This is a genomic window from Colwellia psychrerythraea (assembly GCF_000764185.1).
In the GTDB taxonomy this organism is placed as follows: domain Bacteria; phylum Pseudomonadota; class Gammaproteobacteria; order Enterobacterales; family Alteromonadaceae; genus Colwellia; species Colwellia psychrerythraea_B.
On the sequence record NZ_JQEC01000055.1, the window covers coordinates 14556 to 33426 of the forward strand.

Below are 18871 nucleotides of genomic sequence, written 5' to 3' on the forward strand. Positions count from 1 at the left end.
CCTAAGCCGCATTAGCTGTTAGTGAATCAATAAAGCTTTCAATATCGCTTTGGCGGTATTTGTTTGTACCACCAAGCTTGATTGCTTTAGGGAAGTTAGGGTTTTTCTTTGACCAATTATAAATAGTACGATCTGTTACAACAAAAAGATCGCATACTTGTTTAGTGGTTAATAGTTGGTGTGACATTATGCTGCTCCAAACATGGCCAAGTGCCATAAGTTAGCTTTTGATTGTTTATTGCCGTTTATAGTTATTACTTTCACTTCTCTGCCAGGTAAAGATGTTTCATCAGTTTGATATTTCTTACCTTGGCGAATGTTGTATAAGAGTCCGGTCGCTTCTTTGGCTGAAATACTTGTTTCATTGGCGAGTTTGGCAGCAGTGTAAAAACCACCTTGGCTTTGCATATGCTCAGCAGCTTCATTAGTTAACATTATGACTCCCCCATGCTTTCAATTATTTCATAGGTAATATCGTCATCAGAATAATGAACGTTGCATGAAAAGCTATAAATACCTTCTATTGGTTTGTCGTGTTCGGGAAGGTTGTCATGCCAATTTTCAGCACCAATTTGTAATAGGTCATTATGAACACCGTCACATTCATCCCCGACGATGGACAAAACACAAATACCAACCAAGCCGATGCAAAGTTTTATTTGGACATTTTTTTCAACTTCCATCACGCTGCTCCATTTTGCTAATTTAAAATTATTTGCCCAAGTTCTCGAAGTTCATTGCGATAAACGATATCTTCAATTCGCTGCCTTGCGCTTATCTTCCTATCCTCAAACTCGGGGATGTATTCTTTATGATTCCCCTAGGTATTGATAACGAATGACTGAGCTACCGCATACTTTGGTTTAGGGTTATGTTTTCGTTTATCTATGACTTTAAGTGTTAGGGATGGCTTCACCTTTGGCGTGACAATCCGGCTTACCGACTTGCTATAACCATCACGCTTTTGCGCTTTGATTTTTTCAGCATTCTTGGAGTAATAAGCTCTCGCTTTTATTTGCTTGCCTGTTAACTCTTCCATAATAAATTCCCTCAATTAAAAGGCTTTAGCCCTACGCTCATTCGTTTCAAGTTCCAGCGCGATAGTGACATTTCAACTAAATCTAGCTGCGTTGTGGCTTAGCGTGACGTTTAAATGTATCTGTATGTGGAATATTTTAAATGATGTTTTTAAGGGCAATATGATTATTTCAATCCATTGCGATGAACAGCGAGAAGCAGAAGTAAATGAACCTAAAGAGCAAGAAGTACCAGGTAAAAGTGAGGGCGTAGTTTAATGATCAGAGGTGGTGTTCTAATAAAAATAGCTAGAAAAGCTAGAGGTATGACTCAGGCTTTTACCGCTGATTGCCATGGCGTTGATGTTGATACTATCAGCCGGTGGGAGCGTTTAAAGACCCCAGTACCGTTTGATGATGCCATTTGGTTAATTACTGATGTATTTAAAATGTCACTGACTGAAGCACTGGAGCTAGCCGCCAATGAGAACAATTAAAGATGTTCAGTTTGATTTGAAGCAGTGGGGGAACTTCTGGGCTCGTCAAGAAGAAGGGCAGGGCTATTCTAGTAAATCAAATGTTCAGGCCATAAAAGAAGCTTGCGAGGTTGATTGCGCCAGCTCGAGTACTTTATACCTTTTCAATAATAGTGCAGACAGTATTCATGTACCTGTACATATAGAGCGGATTGATAACAGCCTGGAAATACTAAATCATCAGTGTAAAATTGCGTTGCGCCAGCGATATATTAACAAAGGGGCAATACTATACTTTAGTGACAGGCCAACATTTTTGTTTTGGATTAGAAAAGCCGAAAGGGAGTTGTTATAAATATGGGTAATCAATAATTCCCGTATAAATGATAAAAACTTATGTTTTCAAAAAAACTTATTTAAAGTCATATATTAAGCTTAGTAAAACTCCATTTCGAAATATATAGTAAAGTATAGCTACCGCTTTTATAAAATAAGATTATCCTACATAATAAACTTGTTCATATTATGCACTAGTGTGGGCTATGTCTTAAATAGAAGCGTTAAACACTGTGCAAGCACTGTATAAGCACTGTTTTTTAGTTGTATTTCGTACAAAGATATTGTTTATGTAGTTATTTTAGTTATACTCAATTTGATTTTAAAAGTTTATATCGTTTATTTACCCGAGTTATTAATTAATAAATGATGTTAAATATGATGGATCTTAAAAACAATTAAAATACATGGAAGGGAATTATCTCATGAAGAGAACGAAGAAAAGTCTAAAAGTGTTTGTAACATTTGTGGCCTTGTCTGGAGTTGCTGCAGCAATGGATTATCAAGAACAACCTCAAAACAATCAAATAATAGTTGGAAATGATAACGGCTCTTTTGAACCACCTAAAAGTAGTACTACTTATTTAGATGAATTCAAGAGTTGGATAGGTAGATTTTCTTAATGTTGTTATAGCCAATTAAGAGTGATGGTGACAACTTACCATCACGCCCTATAACTTAAACTGTACAATTGATAGCGTTCGCTATTTTTTCATGATAAAAATAAGAAGAACTCAGCTCTTCACAGCCACCTAAATCCATTAAAATATTATTAGCTAAGCCAGAATAAATGATGTCCTTAGTGATATGAAATGTTAAAGCATAAGCATTTAGTGATGTGCGTTTAATCAGTTTGTTTATATTAATACGTTTAAGGAACTTGGTATCTTCTTTTGTTAATTTTACTGGGTCATTACTCTTGTCTTTTGCTTTTTTCAGCAAGGTAACAGCTTCCATTATAGCTTTTCTATCGGATGTAATATCAGCTTCAATAATTTTTAGTCTCGCCGCATGAAACAACCAGGTGATTTGGTTCACCTCCGATAATAAATTTGTCTGCAACTTTCCATATCGAGCTAAATTCATATCAATATTTTCTCTAATAAAAGCTACGCTTTTTTTGCTTCTATCATCAATATCTATAACTGAATCCCAAGCTTCAAGAATGAGTAGTACATCGTTGTGGTATTCATTAAGGTGCTGTTTTTGTGAATGTTTTTCTGGGTGGATATATTTATTAAATAAAACACTAATTTCAGTTTGAAATATAATGAAGAAAGCAAGTACTACTAATCCATATTGAAAAAATTTCTTGATTGTTTTTATTCCAGTAAATGAAAATTCAGCTCCGAAAAACTTCACTAAAACTGACTCGTTGTTATCCGATTGTACATCCATATATTGTAAATTCCTATTACGATCATACTTTTAGTGACAAGTAGAGCACTATAGGTCGAATATGTCCACAGCCTCAAAGGCAAATTAACTAACAATTTATAAAGCACCGCATATATGCGGTTTTTTTCCCAAAAAAAAGTGTATGATTTTACTATTTTTGTTAAAGCCCCATCAGAAATTTTGGGGTGAGGGACAACAAACATCTTCGTGTTTATTGGTGACTCCCATATTTGGTGAGAACCTTTCCCTTGCCGTACCATCTTGCAACCTGATTTTTCAATATGGTTATCAGTTCTTTGCTCATCATTACATCTACTTGTCAAAACCATAAATTAATCACATAAACACGCGTGTGTATGTGAACATGCTAAAGAGAGACAAATGCAATAAATCAAACCATTTTGACAACCTTGAATTTAAAAAAATTAGTAACTATATTGATTATGTCAGTAAAATTTACTAAAGAGCATTTTTGACAATGTCTTTTTTTATGTGGTTGCTATTACCAATATGTCAATTTCGTATTGACAAAAAGAGGGAGAAATTAAAAAGGATTATTCATGTAATAGAATGACCACTTAAAGTTACTAGCTTTTCGGGGAGTTTCTGCATGAAATTTTTAAAGAATGCGTATGTGATTATTTTAATGTCGCTGTTGGTTCCAACAGCAGCGAATGCAACACTAATTCAAGCGAACACTATAAGCACCAATATGGGGGCAATCAATCCATCCTTTCTTATTCAGGACGTAATTAATCCAAACGGACTATCTGCATTGTATGTAAGTGGGCTTACAGATTTCGACTCCTACGTTGCTGGAACAACGCACTCAGTGGCTTTTGAACAATGGATATCAAGCGAAAATATTGTCACAGGTATTATTTCTTTTGACTTTGGTGGTAACGTTTCACTTAATGCAATGGCTCTGTGGAATAGCAGTTGGGGCGGCAGCGGTGGGGCGATTGCTGTAAATCAGTTTGAATTATTATTCGATAACGATAACAACTTTGGAAATGGAGTAATAGGCTCATTAGGAGTATTTAATGCAACGAATACTAATAATCCTCACCCATCTGAAGTGTTTAATTTTGCCTCAACGTCGTTACAGTTTTTACATATGAATATTCAGAGTAATCATGGGGCGATATCATACAGTGGCTTTGCTGATGTTGTTTTTCGTTCGACAGACATGCCAGAACCTACCTCTCTTGCACTATTTGGTTTGAGCCTCTTTGGGTTAGTTTTTTTTAGAAAAAGAAAGGTTTAATGTCAACATTTAGTGAGCTGTAAGATTGTATTGCTAATCAACCAAATCGACTTCATTACTTGGATTAAATAGCCGGCAAAGACAGTTATTTTGGAACTCGGCATATTTGCGGTTTTTATTCCCTCAAAAAAGGGTATGATTTTGCTATTGTTGTTAAAGCCCCATCAGAAATGTTGGGGCTTTTTCAGTTGTAGCGCACAGCATAACTTTACTAGTGCTGAAAGCTTGGTGTGGCATACTATTAATACATAACTTAGCCACCTTACTTACATATTTTGCCCTGTCATTTGATAGGGCTTTTTTGTTTCTGGTACCCAATAATGATGAATTTAATAGAACAACTTAAAGTACATGAAGGGTTTGAAGCAAATTATTATCAATGTACATCAGGAAAACTAACCATCGGTTACGGCCGTAATGTTGGAGGTAACCCGTTCTCATTAAAAGAACTAGCATGGCTTGGTCGTTGTGAGTTCGATGAAACACCAATGACAGAAGGTGAAGCAGAGCAGTTGCTTGTTATTGATGTAAATGAAGTGACAGCTTTAATTAAAGAATACTTGTCTTGGGGGGAGTTGAACTCTGCTCGTCAGGCTGTATGTATAAATATGGCATTTAACTTAGGTGTGACAGGATTATTTAAATTTAAGAACATGATGCGAGCCATCAGGAAGCAATGCTACCGAGAGGCAGCAATTGAAATGCTTGATAGCCGATGGGCTAACCAAGTAGGTAGTCGAGCTGATGAGCTTGCTCAACAAATGAATGCAGGTGTTTGGCAATGAACTTATTAAGGCTATTAGGCCGCCTATTTTAAATATATGCGGCCTTTTTTATTTGTCCACAATTATGCGTTAAGACTCGTTTTAGCACAAAGAAAACGTTATTTTTGGCTAGAAATTTTAACTACTTTACTGTTTCCGGATCTAACTTGTTGGGTATAGTCATACCACTTTTGGTAAATAGGCCGCATCTTTTCAGAATAGGTGTTGTAATCATATTTATCTGATTCACCTGGCAACTTATGCCCAATCATTTTTTCACAAACAGCCCACTCTCCAAAATTTGCAAAGTTTGTCCTGGCTGTTTTACGTAAAGTGTAGGCGCAAAATGGATTGTACTTTATAGGTTCGCCATTAACTTTCAGTTTCTTACGCCAGTAATTTTCTATACACCGGATTGATGCAGGTATAGCACTGCGATCAATTTGAGCGCTTGTGCCTCTGTTTGTAAAAATCCACTTGTGAGATCCTGATAATTCAATAGCTCGTTCCCATAGCTTTTTGATCTCTGGAATTATAGGTCTAACAATTGGTTGTTTAGTTTTCTTACCGATTTTATGGTTTTGCCATGGAACATTCCAAGTACCAAAATCAAGGTTTACATGTTCAACTTCTGTAAAACGTAATTCAGCAGGTCGGCAAGCATAATGTAATGACAGTTCAATAAACATTTTATTCTTTTCTTCAATGCGAGTTTTTTCAAGAGCAGTGAAAAACCACATCATTTCCTTTTCACTAAAAAATCGAGTGTCTTGGCCTGACTCAATACCTACTTTTTTAGCGGTAATATCACGCAAAGGATCAGCGTCAGCGATTTGATGTAATCTTGCCCATTCGTACATTTGTCGTAAGTTTATAATTATCCGCTCAGCAATTGATGGGTATGTTTTTATTATTGGGTTTAGCAACTCTAGAAAAACAGGCCTAGTAATGTTTTCAGCTACTAGTTTACCTATTTTTTGCTTTACGTGTATCTCGTATGTGCGTCGGTGTTCTTCATGGGCTTTTTTCTTTTTACTGCAATATTCTTCATACCACTTAGTAAATAGCTGATCGAGAGTGAGCTTTTCAGCTTCATATATACGACTTGATGCAAGTTCTAGTTTTGGGTTTTTACCTTCAGCTAGCATAACTTTTAATCGAGGTAATTCTGCAGTTGCCGCAGCTAACGACATTTCAGGGTAATAGCCTATTGTCGCTCGATCATATTTCTTTCTATCACGAAGATAATAACGGTATTGAAAAGTAACAGCCCCGTTTAACGATACACGTACGGAAAGACCTTCACGGTGGGCTTTTTCAAAACGTTTTTCTTGAGGTTTGTTTAAATGTGCTTTAAGCCACTTGTCAGTAAGTGCCATTTTTATTGACCTAAAAGTATGTACACCAATTACAGATATATTAGTAGAAATCATTCTTCGTGTACATACTGGTGTACATAGATTTATGTTCAGGAGCTTTCCGGTGGTTTCCGGTGTTTTCGTATTATTGGGTTTTAAATTGGTTTATAGTACTTGAAAAGTATGAGGTTTTACTTAAGTGAGGGAGTTTTTGTTCTTGGATTTTTCGAGTGTTTCTTATCTACTAGCATCCGGATGCCAAATGATAGCAAAGGTGCGACGTAAATCGACTTGCTCTTGCTGTACAGACATGCAAATTACCTGTTGTGTAAATTGTAGAAAAGCAGAAATTTAGCTGAGCCTTTCTTAAAAAGTAGAAAATTGCGCGCATTGTATCATTAAATGAGAAAAAATCTGCAAAAAAGCGAGCTTATAAAGAGGGAAGTTTTTATATTAGTAATGACGAGTACAGAGGGAAAGCACTGATTAAAAATAAAAGCTTAGTTAGCGCAGGGGTATTAAGTGGGGTTTTAAGTTTTTATTTAATTATCCGTTATAATTTATAACTTACTAATCAATAGGATAGGGTTAAATTAATTATAGAACGAGCTAGTGCTCTGAAAAGTAGTTTGCAATTGTGATGGCTTAGCTAACTACTTAGCTGAGTTAAATAAGTTAGAGATGAACTGAAATTCATTTTGCTCTAATAAAGGAGCTTCTATCTTAGTTATCTGCTGGTGACTAACATCATCACTGTACTGGTTAACTTGACTAGCTAATAACGCAAAGGCTCTTTGCTGGTTTAAACCGGTTAATTGGCTAATCTTTGCCAATGCATCACTAACGATAAGGTTTGCAACATCTTCATTGGATAATTGGCTATCTGCTTTTGGAGTAACTTTAGTAAACATTTTGCTCTCCCTCATGACTTTAGGAGTCTGATTAAGAATCTTGTTAAGTATTCTAATCAAAGAGGCAAAATTAACTAGCCAGTTTGCGTAGCCAAGTGTTGTTATTTGTTATTTTTTTATGTGTATTTGTTCATGGTAGAGTTGATTATTAGCATTTTAGAGACATCACTATGGCATCTTCATACCCAAAACCTGAACTGCTTGGATAATAACCTGTGCGGCGATCAATTTCGATAAAACCCGCATTCATATAAAGCATTTGTGCTGAGATGTTTTTTGCACGTACTTCGAGGAATATTTTGCTTGCACCCTGCTTTTTTGCTTGCGCTAAAAATTGCTTAAGTAATGTTTTACCGTAACCTTTACCTTGCTCAGCTGGTATTACACAGATATCCATCAAGGTTGCTTCACCTGCAACATATTCACCAATGTAGAAACCAATGCCAAGATCACCAAACTTCTCGCCGAAATAGCGACCACCAATACAGCTTAAAAAGGTTTTTTCACTCCAGGGATGGGAATGACAAGCAAGCTCTATCGGCATTAATTTATCGACATCGTTTGGTTTGATTTCAGTAAATTGATTGCTGTTTTGTTTTGAATTATTGCTCATTGTGTTTACTCAGTAATTGCCATAATTGTTTTTTAAGGGCTGGGGATGTTGAGATTTTGCTGATAGAAGGGGTGATTAACTGTTGCTCCTGCCATTGTATTTCATTTACGGATGAAGGCTTGGTGAAATACCAGTTAAATAGCCCTAAATTTAAGTGATCGCCTTGGTGAGAAATTTCACCAATACTTAAACCAGACGCTAATAAAATATCATTGAATAGTTGCTTTTTTGTTAATTCTTGCAAATCTATAACAAGGCTATCTTCAGGCTGAGTTAATGTTATATCACTTTGAGACCCAGTCGTTCTCTGCTGCCAAAGGCTGATGCCCATTTCAGTTAGTTGCTCAAATTGATGTTGGTTTATGCTCATCAGTGGTGGTTCTTTAAAGCTTAGATTTATGGCTGGATATAATGACAGAATAACTTGTTCACTAACAGTGGATAAATTAATGTTAACGAATTTATTAATGAGTTATTTTTAAATGTTGATAAGGAAATATCAAGGTATGCTAGAAAGAGAAAATGGCAGGGGTGGAGAGACTCGAACTCCCAACCATCGGTTTTGGAGACCGCTGTTCTACCAATTGGAACTACACCCCTGCAACAGATTCGAATTATACTGATGCGGGTTAAAAGGTAAAGCATTAATATCGATTTTTTTACTAATTACCGTCTGTCCGGACGATTTATCAACAAACTGGCATAAAAATAGCCAGCTTATTGATTGTTATGCATTGCTTCAGTAAAGTTTAACTTTGTTGGTTACTGGTATTTGTTGTTTTTTCAATGAGCTCTTGGTGACAAAAACGGTATTTAACAGGATAAGGAAAAACATCTTTATATATACCATCAGCAACATCTTTTTGGCATTGTTGCCAATAAGATGCTGTTAATAAATCTTCATGGTGCACTTTAAAGGCTTTAAGGTAACTAGGGTTTGCCAAGGCAAAGGTGGCGAGTTCTTCGGGAAACATATCACCAGGCAATACACTGTACCAAGGCTCAGCCGCATACATTTGCTCTTCTGTTACCGCCTTAGGCTTAACCCTAAAGTTAACCTCATTCATATAAGTTATTTCATCGTAATCATAAAAAATCACTCGGCCATGGCGGGTGACACCAAAGTTTTTAAGTAGCATATCGCCAGGGAAAATATCAGCAGAGATCAGTTGCTTAATAGCTTCGCCATAACCGAACATGGCTTGATCTATTTTTTCTTGTGCTTTATTTTTTAAGGCATCCATCAAATATAAATTGAGTGGCACCATACGACGTTCTATATATAAATGCTCAATAATCATCAGTTCGTCTGCACCTTCCCCTTCATAACGAATAATTGACGAGGCCACTTTTTGCAACTCAGCTAAAAGCTCATCGTTAAAGCGTGCTTTGGGAAACGCTACTTCTGAATACTCCATAGTATCGGCCATACGGCCAACTCTATCGTGCAGCTTAACTAGGCGGTATTTGCCTTTAACATCTTTTTTAGTCATGTTTTTACTGGGAGAGAACTTGTCTTTAATAATTTTAAAAACGTAAGGGTAAGAGGGCAAAGTAAATACCGACATCACCATGCCTTTGATACCAGCAGCTAATTCAAATTGATCATCGCTGCTATCAAGGTGATTGAGGAAGTCTCGATAAAATTGAGTTTTTCCCTGTTTATGAAAGCCGATGGCAGAGTATAAATCAGCTTTAGTTTTATGGGGCATTAACCCCTGTAAAAAATTAATCAAGGCATAAGGATGTTGGCAGTCTACAAAAAAATATGCACGGGCAAAACCAAAAACCACCGCCATACTTTCGCTGGTGGTCAGTAATGCATCTATATATAAACCGCCTTTTTCGTTATTAAGAACGGCAACAATAAAGGGGGTTTCTCCTGCAGGTGATAGTACTCGGCCAATTAAATAGGCACCTTTATTACGGTAAAAAGTAAAGTTCAGGATATCAAACTGTAAGTCTTCTACTTTTACTCGGGTTTTGTGTGCCTTGCGGCGAAAGGCGTTAATAAGTGCATCAACATCACTATCTAGATCTTCAAAGGGAATCACTGTTCTATGACTATTCATAATGTCACAGATGGTTTTTTTTAAACCTAAGGCTTGTGGTTGATAAGAGGTGTATATTTTAGGAATATCTTTCTCATCAAGTCGATGGGCAGTACTTTCGACAAAAATATAATCATTATGATAATACTTTCGCTCAAATAAGTGACAAAAGACCGAGTTATAGAAGGTTTCCGCCAACTCGGGTTGTTTGTGATTAGATAATAAATCTGAATAAACTGTTTTAATCTCTTGCCACAAAGCGTTATCTAAATCGCTAATATTGAATTCTGTTTTTATCGCATTAAAGCTTTCTGTTACTCGATCGTCATAAAAATTAGTTCTTGCTCTAGCAGAGCGGTGCACTTCATTCCATTGGCATTGTTGAAACCTTTCTCGAGCTGATTGAGTGATTTCAGTGAAAAGCGCAACATGGCGTTCAAAGCCATTAATTATGGTGTTGGCTATCGTTAACGCAAGTTCATTTTTCATCGGGCAGTTACTCTTTAGGGCAGGTCAATAACAGTATCAAATTAGCTGTTGGTAAATAGCTTGATTTCCCAACATACACTAAAAGCCTTATTGCCGAGATTATTTTGATAAATACTGGCTATCACGGCTAATTATGTTGTTTAAACTCAACTTTATCGCTGTTCGACATGCTTAACGTTTAAATGTGGCGAATTAACTTGCTATCAAGGGCGTGCAGCTCTAAAATTACGCCTTTTTTTAAGCCAGAAAAATAGCCTATATCATGCGTGTTTCAGACTTTTCTTTCAATTTACCCGAAGCCTTAATTGCTCGTTACCCTAAAGCCGAGCGCACTGCTAGCCGTTTAATGGCCTTAAATGGTGATTCTGGTGCGATAACTGATGGTGTCTTTACCGATATAGTTGGGCAATTAAATCCAGGTGACTTACTCGTTTTTAATAACACTCGTGTGATCCCTGCCAGAATGTTTGGTCAAAAAGCCAGTGGCGGTAAAATTGAGGTTTTGATTGAGCGCATCATTGACCAAAATACTGCTCTTGCTCATATTCGAGCAAGTAAATCACCTAAAGTTGGCAATGAACTTTTCCTAAGAAAAGAGCAGGGCGATGAGCTAAGTGATGAAGAAAATACAATTAAAGCAACTATGGTTGCCCGCCATGGCGCATTGTTTGAATTGAAATTTGCTAAGGATCAATCAGTACTACAGGTTTTAGATCAAATTGGCCATATGCCACTGCCGCCTTATATCGACCGTCCGGATGAAGATAGTGATAAAGAGCGTTATCAAACTGTTTACAATGAAAAACCTGGTGCGGTTGCCGCACCTACGGCAGGTTTACACTTTGACCAAGCTTTATTAGAAAAAATTAAAGCTAAAGGCATTGAGCTTGCTTTTGTTACTTTACATGTTGGTGCTGGTACTTTTCAGCCGGTAAAGGTAGATGAAATAGCAGACCATGTTATGCATGCTGAATATGTAGAAGTATCCGATGAAGTGGTTAAACAAATAATAAAAACTAAGGCCGCTGGTGGTAGAGTCGTTGCCGTTGGCACAACTTCAGTGCGCTCTTTAGAAAGTGCTGCTAAAGCAGCGACAGAAAAAGGCGAAGTCTTAAGTGCTTTTTATGGTGATACTGATATTTTTATTACCCCAGGCTGTGAATTTAAAATAATAGATGCCTTGGTGACTAACTTTCATTTATCTGAATCAACGCTACTTATGTTAGTGAGTGCCTTTTCAGGCTATGAAAATATAATGAAAGCTTATCAACATGCGATAGATAAAGAATACCGATTTTTTAGTTATGGCGATGCGATGTTTCTTACAAAGCAAGCGCTAACGAAACAAGTGTTAAGTAGTAGTACTTAGCGATTACTGAGTAATAATTCGATAAACTAGAACCTTATTTTTAAACTAAACACCGCCAGCCTGTTTTGCTAGTGGGTGAGAGAGAAAATTTATGACTGAAGTAGTAAAAAATAAAATGAAATATGAGCTAATTACCACTGACGGTAAAGCCCGACGTGGTCGATTAACCTTTGACCGCGGTGTAGTAGAAACACCTGCCTTTATGCCTGTTGGCACTTACGGTACTGTTAAAGGTATGAAAGCCGAAGAAGTAGAAGATACTGGCGCTCATATCATTTTAGGTAATACCTTTCATTTAATGTTGCGCCCAGGCATTGATATTATTGAGCAGCATGGTGGCTTACATGACTTTATGAACTGGCAAGGACCTATTTTAACTGATTCTGGTGGTTTTCAAGTATTCAGTTTAGGCAAAATGAGTAAAATCACCGAAGAAGGTGTTCGTTTTAGCTCGCCGGTTAACGGTGAAAAAATTATGCTTACGCCAGAGCGTTCAATGGAAGTACAGCGTAGTTTAAATTCTGATATTGTGATGATTTTTGATGAATGTACGCCATATCCAGCGAGCCATAAAGAATCAAAAGATTCGATGGAGCTTTCGCTTCGCTGGGCACAGCGTTCAAAGGATGCTCACGGCGACAGCCCGAATGCATTGTTTGGTATAGTGCAAGGTGGCATGTATGAAGACTTACGTGAAGTATCTGTTGCTGGTTTAAAAGCTGTTGAGTTTGATGGTTACGCTATTGGCGGTTTGTCAGTAGGTGAGCCTAAAGAAGATATGATCCGTATATTAGATCATACAGCACCCTTGATACCTAAAAATAAGCCCCGATATCTGATGGGGGTAGGTAAGCCTGAAGATTTAGTGGAAGGTGTACGTCGTGGTATTGATATGTTTGATTGTGTAATGCCAACACGTAATGCTCGAAATGGCCATTTATTTGTAAATACTGGTGTTATTAAAATCAGAAATGCTGCCCATAAAACAGATGTTTCACCACTTGATGATACTTGTGATTGTTATACCTGTAAGAATTACTCACGCGCTTATTTACATCATTTAGATAAATGTAAAGAGATTTTAGGTTCACAATTAAATACCTTACATAACCTACATTTTTATCAAAAAGTTATGCAAGGTTTGCGTGCAGCCATAGAGCAAGGTAGATTAGATGCCTTTGTTGAAGAATTTTATGCTTTACGTGATTTACCGGTACCGCCATTAGCGGAAGGTAGTAAGCAAGTTTAGTGTGAAAAGTTAATTTAAAACTCGCTTTTAACGAATAATTAAAGTGTTTAAGAATCCAGTAGTTGGACAATTTGCAGCGATGGGGTTTAATTTGTAGGAAAAGGCAAGGAGTTGACGTTAGTCAATGAGTACCTTTGACACCAAAATTGAACTTCAGCGCAATAAAGTGAACAGCTACTCACTATTAAAAATAAGAAGTAAGAGGAATTTATGAGTTTATTTATTAGTCAAGCCCATGCCGCAGCGGCTCCAGCACCAGCCGGTGGCGGAATGGAAATGATCATTATGCTAGCCGTTTTTGGTTTAGTATTTTATTTTATGATCTATCGTCCACAAGCTAAACGTGTAAAAGATCATAAAGGTTTAATGTCTTCACTAGCTAAAGGCGATGAAGTGTTAACGCAAGGCGGCATTGTTGGTAAGATCGTTAAAGTATCAGATGAAAAAGACTTTGTTGTTGTTAGCATTAGCGAAAATACAGAAGTAACAGTACAAAAAGGCGCAATCAACGCAGTGCTTCCGAAAGGTACAATGAAGTCTTTATAATTTCATCCTTGTTATTTGGCTTCATTTCATCATCGTACTCACAAATTCTTCTGGAAAGAATTTGAACATCGACAGGATGGCCCGTAGGGTGGAATATAGGGAAATACGGAGTGTTAATATGTATCAATTCCGTGATTTTTCTTTGAACTAAAGCCAGCTAACTTAGTTAAATTTTATAAAGAGTTAAATGAAAATCAGTAGATCTCTTATTTGTGATTTATTGAAATAAGCACAAGGCGAAAGCGCGGATTTGACGCATGTCAATGAGCACATTCAACGCCGTAATTATAAAAATAGAGCGGCAAATACAACAGCCCTCAAAAAGGACATATTGTGTTAAACAAATACCCCTTATGGAAAACACTGATGGTGGCAATTATTGTCGCCCTAGGTGCACTCTATGCTACACCAAACCTATATGGCGAATCACCTGCTGTACAAGTGTCAGGTTTACGAGGCGTACAAGCTGATACCGCTACTCTTGACAGAATTAGAGCACAATTAGAAGCAAGTAATCTAACCTTCGACAGTATTTCTTTAGAAAACGGTCAAGTATTAACACGTTTTAACAATACTGAAGATCAGCTTAAAGCCCGTGATGTATTAGATGATAACTTAGGTAAGCAGTTTTCTGTTGCTTTAAACTTAACGCCTAATACGCCAGAGTGGCTAGCAGCCATTGGCGGATCGCCGATGAAGTTAGGTTTAGATTTAAGTGGTGGTGTTAGCTTCTTGATCGAAGTAAACATGAAAGAAGCCCTTAATAAAGCTAAAACCGGTATGGTGGGTGATTTTCGTGGTGATTTACGTAATGAAAAAATCCGCTACCGCAGTGTTAAAGAAGCTAATGATGCTGTTAAGGTAATTTTCCGTAAAGTTGAAGACTTAGAAGCCGGGCAAGCATTACTGAAAAAACGTTATCGTGATTTATTGCTAACGACCGATGAAGATACGCTGACGCTGACGGCAAAAATGACTAAGCAAAAGATTAAAGAAATACGTGAATATGCATTAGATCAAAACATCACTATTATTCGAAACCGAGTAAATGAGTTAGGTGTTGCCGAACCACTTGTGCAGCGTCAAGGTAAAAAACATATTGTTATTGAATTACCGGGTGTTCAAGATACCGCTACAGCGAAAGAAATTCTTAGTGCTACAGCAACTATAGAGTTTAGATTAGTTGATACTGAAGGTGATTTATCTAATGCGTTAAATGGTCGCGTGCCAGCTAACTCTATCTTATTAAGAGATAAAGATGGTAAGCCAAGCCTATTGAAAAAACGTGTTATGTTAACGGGTGATCATATCATCGATGCAAAATCAGGCTTTGATGAATACTCGCGCCCACAAGTGAATATTTCACTTGATAGTGCTGGCGGCTCTAAAATGTCAAGTGGCACCAAAAGTAATATTGGTAAGCCAATGGCAACAGTGTTTATTGAATACAAAAGCACTGACAAAAAAGATGCAGAAGGCAATTTAGTTTTTGAAAAACATCAAGAAATTATCTCAGTTGCAACGATTCAATCACGTTTAGGTAAGTCTTTCCGTATAACGGGAGCGGGTAGTCCCGCGGAAGCGCGTAACCTTGCCATCTTATTACGTGCTGGTGCCTTAGTCGCACCTATTGCTATTGTAGAAGAGCGAACTGTAGGGCCTACGTTAGGCGCTGAAAACGTAAAACTTGGTTTTGAAGCTATTATGATGGGCTTTGGTTTAGTTTTTATCTTTATGATGATTTATTACCGCGCTTTTGGTGTTGTTGCGAATCTTGCCTTAGGTGCTAATTTAGTACTTATTGTTGCTGTTATGTCAATGCTCCCAGGCGGAGCTGCTCTAACACTACCAGGTATGGCCGGTATAGTATTAACGGTTGGTATGGCTGTTGATGCAAACGTACTTATTTTTGAACGTATTCGTGAAGAAATACGCGAAGGTAAAACCATCCAACAAGCAATTCATCAAGGTTATGATGCTGCTTTTTCAACCATTATCGATGCGAATATTACCACTTTAATTGCTGCGTTAATTTTGTTTGCCATTGGCACCGGACCTGTTAAAGGTTTCGCCATCACCTTATCTATCGGTATCCTTACTTCAATGTTTACCTCTGTTGTGGGTACTCGTGCCGTAGTTAACGCTATCTGGGGCGGTAAACGCCTTGATAAGCTTTCAATATAATAAAGGCAGGAATTTAAATTTATGCAAATTTTACAATTAAAAGACACTGTCAATTTTATGAGCTATCGCAAGATAGCCATGGTATTTAGTGCGTTACTAATGATTGCTTCAATCTATTCACTGACCACCAACAAGTTAAACTTTGGTTTAGACTTTACTGGCGGTACCTTGATTGAAGTCGGTTTTCAAGAAGCTGCGGATTTAGAGAAACTCCGTGGCGTGATGAAAACTAATGGCTTTGCTGATGCAAAAGTGCAATTTTACGGTAGTAGTCGTGATGTTGTCATTCGTCTTGGTGTACGTGAAGATGTCAAAGCAGAGATGTTAGGCAATGAAATCTTAGCGATACTAGAAAAGAGTTCAGGTCAAAAAATCGATATGCGTCGTATCGAATTTGTTGGTGCTAGTGTTGGTGATGATCTTGCAGAGCAGGGTGGTTTAGCTATGCTAACGGCACTCATCTGTATTTTGATTTATGTTGCTTTTCGATTTGAATGGCGCTTTGCCGTTGGCTCAGTGGTAGCATTATTTCACGATGTTTTATTAACACTCGGTTTGTTCTCAATCTTACAACTTGAGTTTGATTTAACTGTACTTGCAGCGGTTTTAGCTGTTATTGGTTATTCACTTAACGATACTATTGTTGTTTCGGACCGTATTCGTGAAAACTTTAGGAAAATACGAAATAGTAACTCTGAAGAAGTGATTAATATTTCTTTAACACAAACACTAAGCCGCACCTTTATTACTTCAATAACTACGCTATTAGTATTAGCAGCCTTGTTTTTTCAAGGTGGTGCGTTGATACATGGTTTTGCTACGGCATTATTATTTGGTGTTTTTGTTGGTACTTACTCTTCAATTTATGTGGCTTCATTAGTTGCTCTCGGTTTAGGTATTTCTAGAGAAGATTTAATACCAGAAGTGATTGAAAAAGAAGGTGCAGATCAAGAAGCTATGATGCCTTAACTATTTATCTAGTGGGTATAGTGTTTTAAGCATTATTGTTAAATGACATTAAAAGCCGAGCAACGAAAGTTACTCGGCTTTTTTGTCTTTCAATTGAAAGTTTATCATCAAAATACAACAAATAAAAATTAGGATAAATTGCACTAATCTTAGCCATGCTGTATGCTGCCGCCCTTTCATGCTGCCAACATTTTTATTAGCGCTGTCAGTATTTGCTATTTATTAAAGAGATTCTTATGAGCGATACCCCGACAACCAAGTTTACTGATTTAGGTTTATCTGAACCATTACTAAAAGCAGTGCGTGATAAGGGTTATGAAACGCCATCTCCTATTCAAGCGCAAGCTATTCCAGCCGTTATTTCTGGACGTGATGTCATGGCTGCAGCTCAAACGGGCACAGGTAAAACAGCTGGTTTTACTTTACCGCTATTACAGCGCCTTAGTGAAAATAAAGGTAAAAAAGTATCACCAAATAATGTTAGAGCACTAATACTTACGCCTACCCGTGAGTTAGCTGCACAAATCAGTGAAAGCATTGAAGTATACGGTAAGTATTTAAACCTTCACTCTATGGTTGTTTTTGGTGGGGTTAAGATTAACCCACAAATAACGCGTTTGCGCCAAGGTGTAGATGTACTTGTGGCAACGCCGGGCCGCTTACTTGATTTATACAATCAAAGAGCAGTAAAGTTCAGTCAGCTAGAAGTATTCATTCTTGATGAAGCCGACCGTATGTTGGATATGGGCTTTATTCGTGATATTAAAAAGCTTATCGCGGTATTACCAAGAGACCGTCAAAATTTATTGTTCTCAGCAACATTTTCTCCTGAAATCCGCGCTTTAGCTAAAGGCTTAGTGAATAAACCATTAGAGATTTCAGTGGATGCAGAAAATAGCACCGCTGAAAAAGTCACCCAATGGTTAACAGCCGTTGATAAAAAACGTAAGCCAGCGGTATTAACGCATTTAATAAAAGAAAACAACTGGCAACAAGTATTGGTTTTTACCAAGACCAAACATGGTGCAAACAAGCTTACAAAGCACCTTGAAGCTGAAGGTCTAACTGCAGCGGCGATTCATGGGAATAAAAGCCAAGGCGCGCGTACTAAAGCCCTTGCTGCCTTTAAAGATGGATCAGTGAAGATATTAGTTGCTACCGATATTGCAGCCCGGGGTATTGATATTGATTTACTGCCACAAGTAGTTAACTTTGATTTACCGAATGTTCCTGAGGATTATGTTCATCGTATTGGTCGTACCGCACGTGCAGGTAATACCGGACAAGCATTGTCATTGGTTTGTGCCGATGAGTTAGACTTATTGTGGGGTATTGAACATGTTATTCAGCAACATATCGAACGAAAAGTTATTGATAAGTTTATCCCAGCCAATGAATTAGGTGAATCTCGTGAGATCAAACCTTTAAAACAAGGTAGACCGCCAAAATCTAAACCAAGTCAAAACTCAGGGCGTGGTAGAGGTCGAGTTGAACATAAAGATGGTCAACGTTCTGGTGGAAATGCTAACGGTAACAATACCGGTAGAAACAATACTGGTGGAGGTAAGACAAAATCAGGTAATGATTCTTCTCGACGTAAAAAGCCTGAATATGATGGAACGGGTCCTAAGCCTCGTAGATCTATTCAAAAGTAGTTACAAATTAAGAACCAGCACTTTCCATATTGGAGATAAGTGTTGGTCAGCTTGTCTCTGAATTAGCCGAGTAATTTATATTTAACTAATTCAGAGTATTTGTTTAAACGATGTAGTGACAAAACGTTTTTATATAAAGATTAGAGCATTTTTAAAAGCAAAAGGTATCAGGGAAGTATCAATGTTATTTAATATAATTATCATATTAATTTTGTTAACC

23 protein-coding genes and 1 tRNA gene are annotated in these 18871 nt (G+C 37.3%); 12 read left to right on the top strand and 12 right to left on the bottom strand.

The features are described from left to right. Position 1: 1 nt before the first annotated feature. From GAB14E_RS04125 to GAB14E_RS04110, 4 genes are all read right to left on the bottom strand, one after another. Positions 2-187: a helix-turn-helix transcriptional regulator gene (locus GAB14E_RS04125; protein ID WP_033083880.1), complete on the bottom strand. Its 186-nt coding sequence runs from the start codon at positions 185-187 to the stop codon at positions 2-4. Beyond that, positions 187-435: a hypothetical protein gene (locus GAB14E_RS04120; protein WP_033083881.1), complete on the bottom strand. Its 249-nt coding sequence runs from the start codon at positions 433-435 to the stop codon at positions 187-189. The genes GAB14E_RS04125 and GAB14E_RS04120 overlap by 1 nt, the downstream gene beginning before the upstream one ends. Next, complete coding sequence (locus tag GAB14E_RS04115; RefSeq protein WP_033083882.1) at positions 435-683, bottom strand: hypothetical protein; 249 nt, start codon at positions 681-683, stop codon at positions 435-437. The genes GAB14E_RS04120 and GAB14E_RS04115 overlap by 1 nt, the downstream gene beginning before the upstream one ends. 137 nt (positions 684-820) lie before the next feature. Beyond that, positions 821-1039, bottom strand: coding sequence for a hypothetical protein (locus GAB14E_RS04110; protein WP_033083883.1), 219 nt, complete (start codon positions 1037-1039; stop codon positions 821-823). A 124-nt stretch (positions 1040-1163) separates the two neighbouring features. Here GAB14E_RS04110 and GAB14E_RS25580 point away from each other — a divergent pair, with 124 nt between their 5' ends. The 4 genes from GAB14E_RS25580 (at position 1164) to GAB14E_RS04095 (ending at position 2451) form a co-directional block, all read left to right on the top strand. Next, the gene (locus GAB14E_RS25580; protein WP_269429129.1) at positions 1164-1295 is read left to right on the top strand and encodes a hypothetical protein; all 132 of its coding nucleotides are present in this window, start codon (positions 1164-1166) and stop codon (positions 1293-1295) included. Beyond that, positions 1295-1513, top strand: coding sequence for a helix-turn-helix domain-containing protein (locus GAB14E_RS04105; protein WP_033083884.1), 219 nt, complete (start codon positions 1295-1297; stop codon positions 1511-1513). Before GAB14E_RS25580 ends, GAB14E_RS04105 begins: the two co-directional genes overlap by 1 nt. Beyond that, positions 1500-1847: a hypothetical protein gene (locus GAB14E_RS04100; protein ID WP_033083885.1), complete on the top strand. Its 348-nt coding sequence runs from the start codon at positions 1500-1502 to the stop codon at positions 1845-1847. Before GAB14E_RS04105 ends, GAB14E_RS04100 begins: the two co-directional genes overlap by 14 nt. Before the next feature lie 406 nt (positions 1848-2253). Next, positions 2254-2451: a hypothetical protein gene (locus GAB14E_RS04095; RefSeq protein ID WP_033083886.1), complete on the top strand. Its 198-nt coding sequence runs from the start codon at positions 2254-2256 to the stop codon at positions 2449-2451. 55 nt (positions 2452-2506) lie between these two features. Here GAB14E_RS04095 and GAB14E_RS04090 read toward each other — a convergent pair whose 3' ends face one another. Together GAB14E_RS04090 and GAB14E_RS24595 are read right to left on the bottom strand one after the other, a co-directional pair. Next, on the bottom strand, positions 2507-3226 hold the full coding sequence (locus tag GAB14E_RS04090) for a hypothetical protein (RefSeq protein ID WP_033083887.1): 720 nt from the start codon (positions 3224-3226) through the stop codon (positions 2507-2509). Then, complete coding sequence (locus GAB14E_RS24595) at positions 3190-3555, bottom strand: type II toxin-antitoxin system HicA family toxin (protein WP_081967889.1); 366 nt, start codon at positions 3553-3555, stop codon at positions 3190-3192. Before GAB14E_RS24595 ends, GAB14E_RS04090 begins: the two co-directional genes overlap by 37 nt. A 281-nt stretch (positions 3556-3836) precedes the next feature. Between GAB14E_RS24595 and GAB14E_RS04085 the strand changes: the two genes are divergently transcribed. Then, positions 3837-4493, top strand: a complete 657-nt coding sequence (locus tag GAB14E_RS04085; RefSeq protein ID WP_033083888.1) for a PEP-CTERM sorting domain-containing protein — start codon at positions 3837-3839, stop codon at positions 4491-4493. 320 nt (positions 4494-4813) lie between these two features. After that, the gene (locus GAB14E_RS04080) at positions 4814-5278 is read left to right on the top strand and encodes a glycoside hydrolase family protein (protein ID WP_033083889.1); all 465 of its coding nucleotides are present in this window, start codon (positions 4814-4816) and stop codon (positions 5276-5278) included. Positions 5279-5376: 98 nt separating this feature from the next. Here the strand turns inward: GAB14E_RS04080 and GAB14E_RS04075 are convergent, their stop codons facing one another. The 6 genes from GAB14E_RS04075 to aceK all read right to left on the bottom strand — a co-directional run bounded on the left by GAB14E_RS04075 (position 5377) and on the right by aceK (position 10679). Then, on the bottom strand, positions 5377-6636 hold the full coding sequence (locus tag GAB14E_RS04075; RefSeq protein WP_052093985.1) for a tyrosine-type recombinase/integrase: 1260 nt from the start codon (positions 6634-6636) through the stop codon (positions 5377-5379). Between the two features lie 632 nt (positions 6637-7268). Next, positions 7269-7526 (bottom strand): hypothetical protein, encoded by a 258-nt coding sequence (locus GAB14E_RS04070; RefSeq protein ID WP_033083890.1) that lies wholly within the window; start codon positions 7524-7526, stop codon positions 7269-7271. A gap of 148 nt (positions 7527-7674) precedes the next feature. Beyond that, complete coding sequence (gene rimI, locus GAB14E_RS04065) at positions 7675-8139, bottom strand: ribosomal protein S18-alanine N-acetyltransferase (RefSeq protein WP_052093987.1); 465 nt, start codon at positions 8137-8139, stop codon at positions 7675-7677. After that, on the bottom strand, positions 8129-8509 hold the full coding sequence (locus tag GAB14E_RS04060; protein ID WP_033083891.1) for a DNA polymerase III subunit psi: 381 nt from the start codon (positions 8507-8509) through the stop codon (positions 8129-8131). Before GAB14E_RS04060 ends, rimI begins: the two co-directional genes overlap by 11 nt. Positions 8510-8662: 153 nt before the next feature. After that, positions 8663-8739: transfer RNA gene (locus tag GAB14E_RS04055), tRNA-Trp, on the bottom strand. Positions 8740-8888: 149 nt separating this feature from the next. After that, complete coding sequence (gene aceK, locus GAB14E_RS04050) at positions 8889-10679, bottom strand: bifunctional isocitrate dehydrogenase kinase/phosphatase (protein WP_033083892.1); 1791 nt, start codon at positions 10677-10679, stop codon at positions 8889-8891. A gap of 262 nt (positions 10680-10941) precedes the next feature. Between aceK and queA the strand changes: the two genes are divergently transcribed. From queA to GAB14E_RS04020, 6 genes are all read left to right on the top strand, one after another. Then, the gene (gene queA, locus GAB14E_RS04045) at positions 10942-12048 is read left to right on the top strand and encodes a tRNA preQ1(34) S-adenosylmethionine ribosyltransferase-isomerase QueA (RefSeq protein ID WP_033083893.1); all 1107 of its coding nucleotides are present in this window, start codon (positions 10942-10944) and stop codon (positions 12046-12048) included. Positions 12049-12163: 115 nt separating this feature from the next. Then, positions 12164-13297 carry a tRNA guanosine(34) transglycosylase Tgt gene (gene tgt / locus GAB14E_RS04040; RefSeq protein ID WP_033083904.1) on the top strand — a complete coding sequence of 378 codons (1134 nt, stop codon included), beginning with the start codon at positions 12164-12166 and terminating at the stop codon, positions 13295-13297. Positions 13298-13507: 210 nt separating this feature from the next. Further along, positions 13508-13843, top strand: coding sequence for a preprotein translocase subunit YajC (yajC, locus tag GAB14E_RS04035; protein WP_033083894.1), 336 nt, complete (start codon positions 13508-13510; stop codon positions 13841-13843). 333 nt (positions 13844-14176) lie between these two features. Then, complete coding sequence (gene secD / locus GAB14E_RS04030) at positions 14177-16027, top strand: protein translocase subunit SecD (RefSeq protein ID WP_081967892.1); 1851 nt, start codon at positions 14177-14179, stop codon at positions 16025-16027. A gap of 21 nt (positions 16028-16048) precedes the next feature. Continuing rightward, positions 16049-16996, top strand: coding sequence for a protein translocase subunit SecF (gene secF / locus GAB14E_RS04025; protein ID WP_033083896.1), 948 nt, complete (start codon positions 16049-16051; stop codon positions 16994-16996). A gap of 236 nt (positions 16997-17232) precedes the next feature. Continuing rightward, positions 17233-18651 carry a DEAD/DEAH box helicase gene (locus tag GAB14E_RS04020; RefSeq protein WP_033083897.1) on the top strand — a complete coding sequence of 473 codons (1419 nt, stop codon included), beginning with the start codon at positions 17233-17235 and terminating at the stop codon, positions 18649-18651. The last annotated feature ends 220 nt before the right edge of the window (positions 18652-18871 follow it).

Bases quoted from the DNA above. Each gene is read 5' to 3' on its own strand.
- GAB14E_RS04125 (WP_033083880.1), bottom strand. From the start codon at position 187: ATGTCACACCAACTATTAACCACTAAACAAGTATGCGATCTTTTTGTT.
- GAB14E_RS04110 (WP_033083883.1), bottom strand. From the start codon at position 1,039: ATGGAAGAGTTAACAGGCAAGCAAATAAAAGCGAGAGCTTATTACTCC.
- aceK (WP_033083892.1), bottom strand. From the start codon at position 10,679: ATGAAAAATGAACTTGCGTTAACGATAGCCAACACCATAATTAATGGC.
- secF (WP_033083896.1), top strand. From the start codon at position 16,049: ATGCAAATTTTACAATTAAAAGACACTGTCAATTTTATGAGCTATCGC.
- GAB14E_RS04100 (WP_033083885.1), top strand. From the start codon at position 1,500: ATGAGAACAATTAAAGATGTTCAGTTTGATTTGAAGCAGTGGGGGAAC.
- GAB14E_RS04085 (WP_033083888.1), top strand. From the start codon at position 3,837: ATGAAATTTTTAAAGAATGCGTATGTGATTATTTTAATGTCGCTGTTG.
- yajC (WP_033083894.1), top strand. From the start codon at position 13,508: ATGAGTTTATTTATTAGTCAAGCCCATGCCGCAGCGGCTCCAGCACCA.
- GAB14E_RS04080 (WP_033083889.1), top strand. From the start codon at position 4,814: ATGATGAATTTAATAGAACAACTTAAAGTACATGAAGGGTTTGAAGCA.
- rimI (WP_052093987.1), bottom strand. From the start codon at position 8,139: ATGAGCAATAATTCAAAACAAAACAGCAATCAATTTACTGAAATCAAA.
- tgt (WP_033083904.1), top strand. From the start codon at position 12,164: ATGAAATATGAGCTAATTACCACTGACGGTAAAGCCCGACGTGGTCGA.
- GAB14E_RS25580 (WP_269429129.1), top strand. From the start codon at position 1,164: ATGTGGAATATTTTAAATGATGTTTTTAAGGGCAATATGATTATTTCA.
- GAB14E_RS04095 (WP_033083886.1), top strand. From the start codon at position 2,254: ATGAAGAGAACGAAGAAAAGTCTAAAAGTGTTTGTAACATTTGTGGCC.
- GAB14E_RS04115 (WP_033083882.1), bottom strand. From the start codon at position 683: ATGGAAGTTGAAAAAAATGTCCAAATAAAACTTTGCATCGGCTTGGTT.
- queA (WP_033083893.1), top strand. From the start codon at position 10,942: ATGCGTGTTTCAGACTTTTCTTTCAATTTACCCGAAGCCTTAATTGCT.
- GAB14E_RS04105 (WP_033083884.1), top strand. From the start codon at position 1,295: ATGATCAGAGGTGGTGTTCTAATAAAAATAGCTAGAAAAGCTAGAGGT.
- GAB14E_RS04020 (WP_033083897.1), top strand. From the start codon at position 17,233: ATGAGCGATACCCCGACAACCAAGTTTACTGATTTAGGTTTATCTGAA.
- GAB14E_RS04075 (WP_052093985.1), bottom strand. From the start codon at position 6,636: ATGGCACTTACTGACAAGTGGCTTAAAGCACATTTAAACAAACCTCAA.
- GAB14E_RS04120 (WP_033083881.1), bottom strand. From the start codon at position 435: ATGTTAACTAATGAAGCTGCTGAGCATATGCAAAGCCAAGGTGGTTTT.
- GAB14E_RS24595 (WP_081967889.1), bottom strand. From the start codon at position 3,555: ATGGTTTTGACAAGTAGATGTAATGATGAGCAAAGAACTGATAACCAT.
- GAB14E_RS04060 (WP_033083891.1), bottom strand. From the start codon at position 8,509: ATGAGCATAAACCAACATCAATTTGAGCAACTAACTGAAATGGGCATC.
- GAB14E_RS04090 (WP_033083887.1), bottom strand. From the start codon at position 3,226: ATGGATGTACAATCGGATAACAACGAGTCAGTTTTAGTGAAGTTTTTC.
- GAB14E_RS04070 (WP_033083890.1), bottom strand. From the start codon at position 7,526: ATGTTTACTAAAGTTACTCCAAAAGCAGATAGCCAATTATCCAATGAA.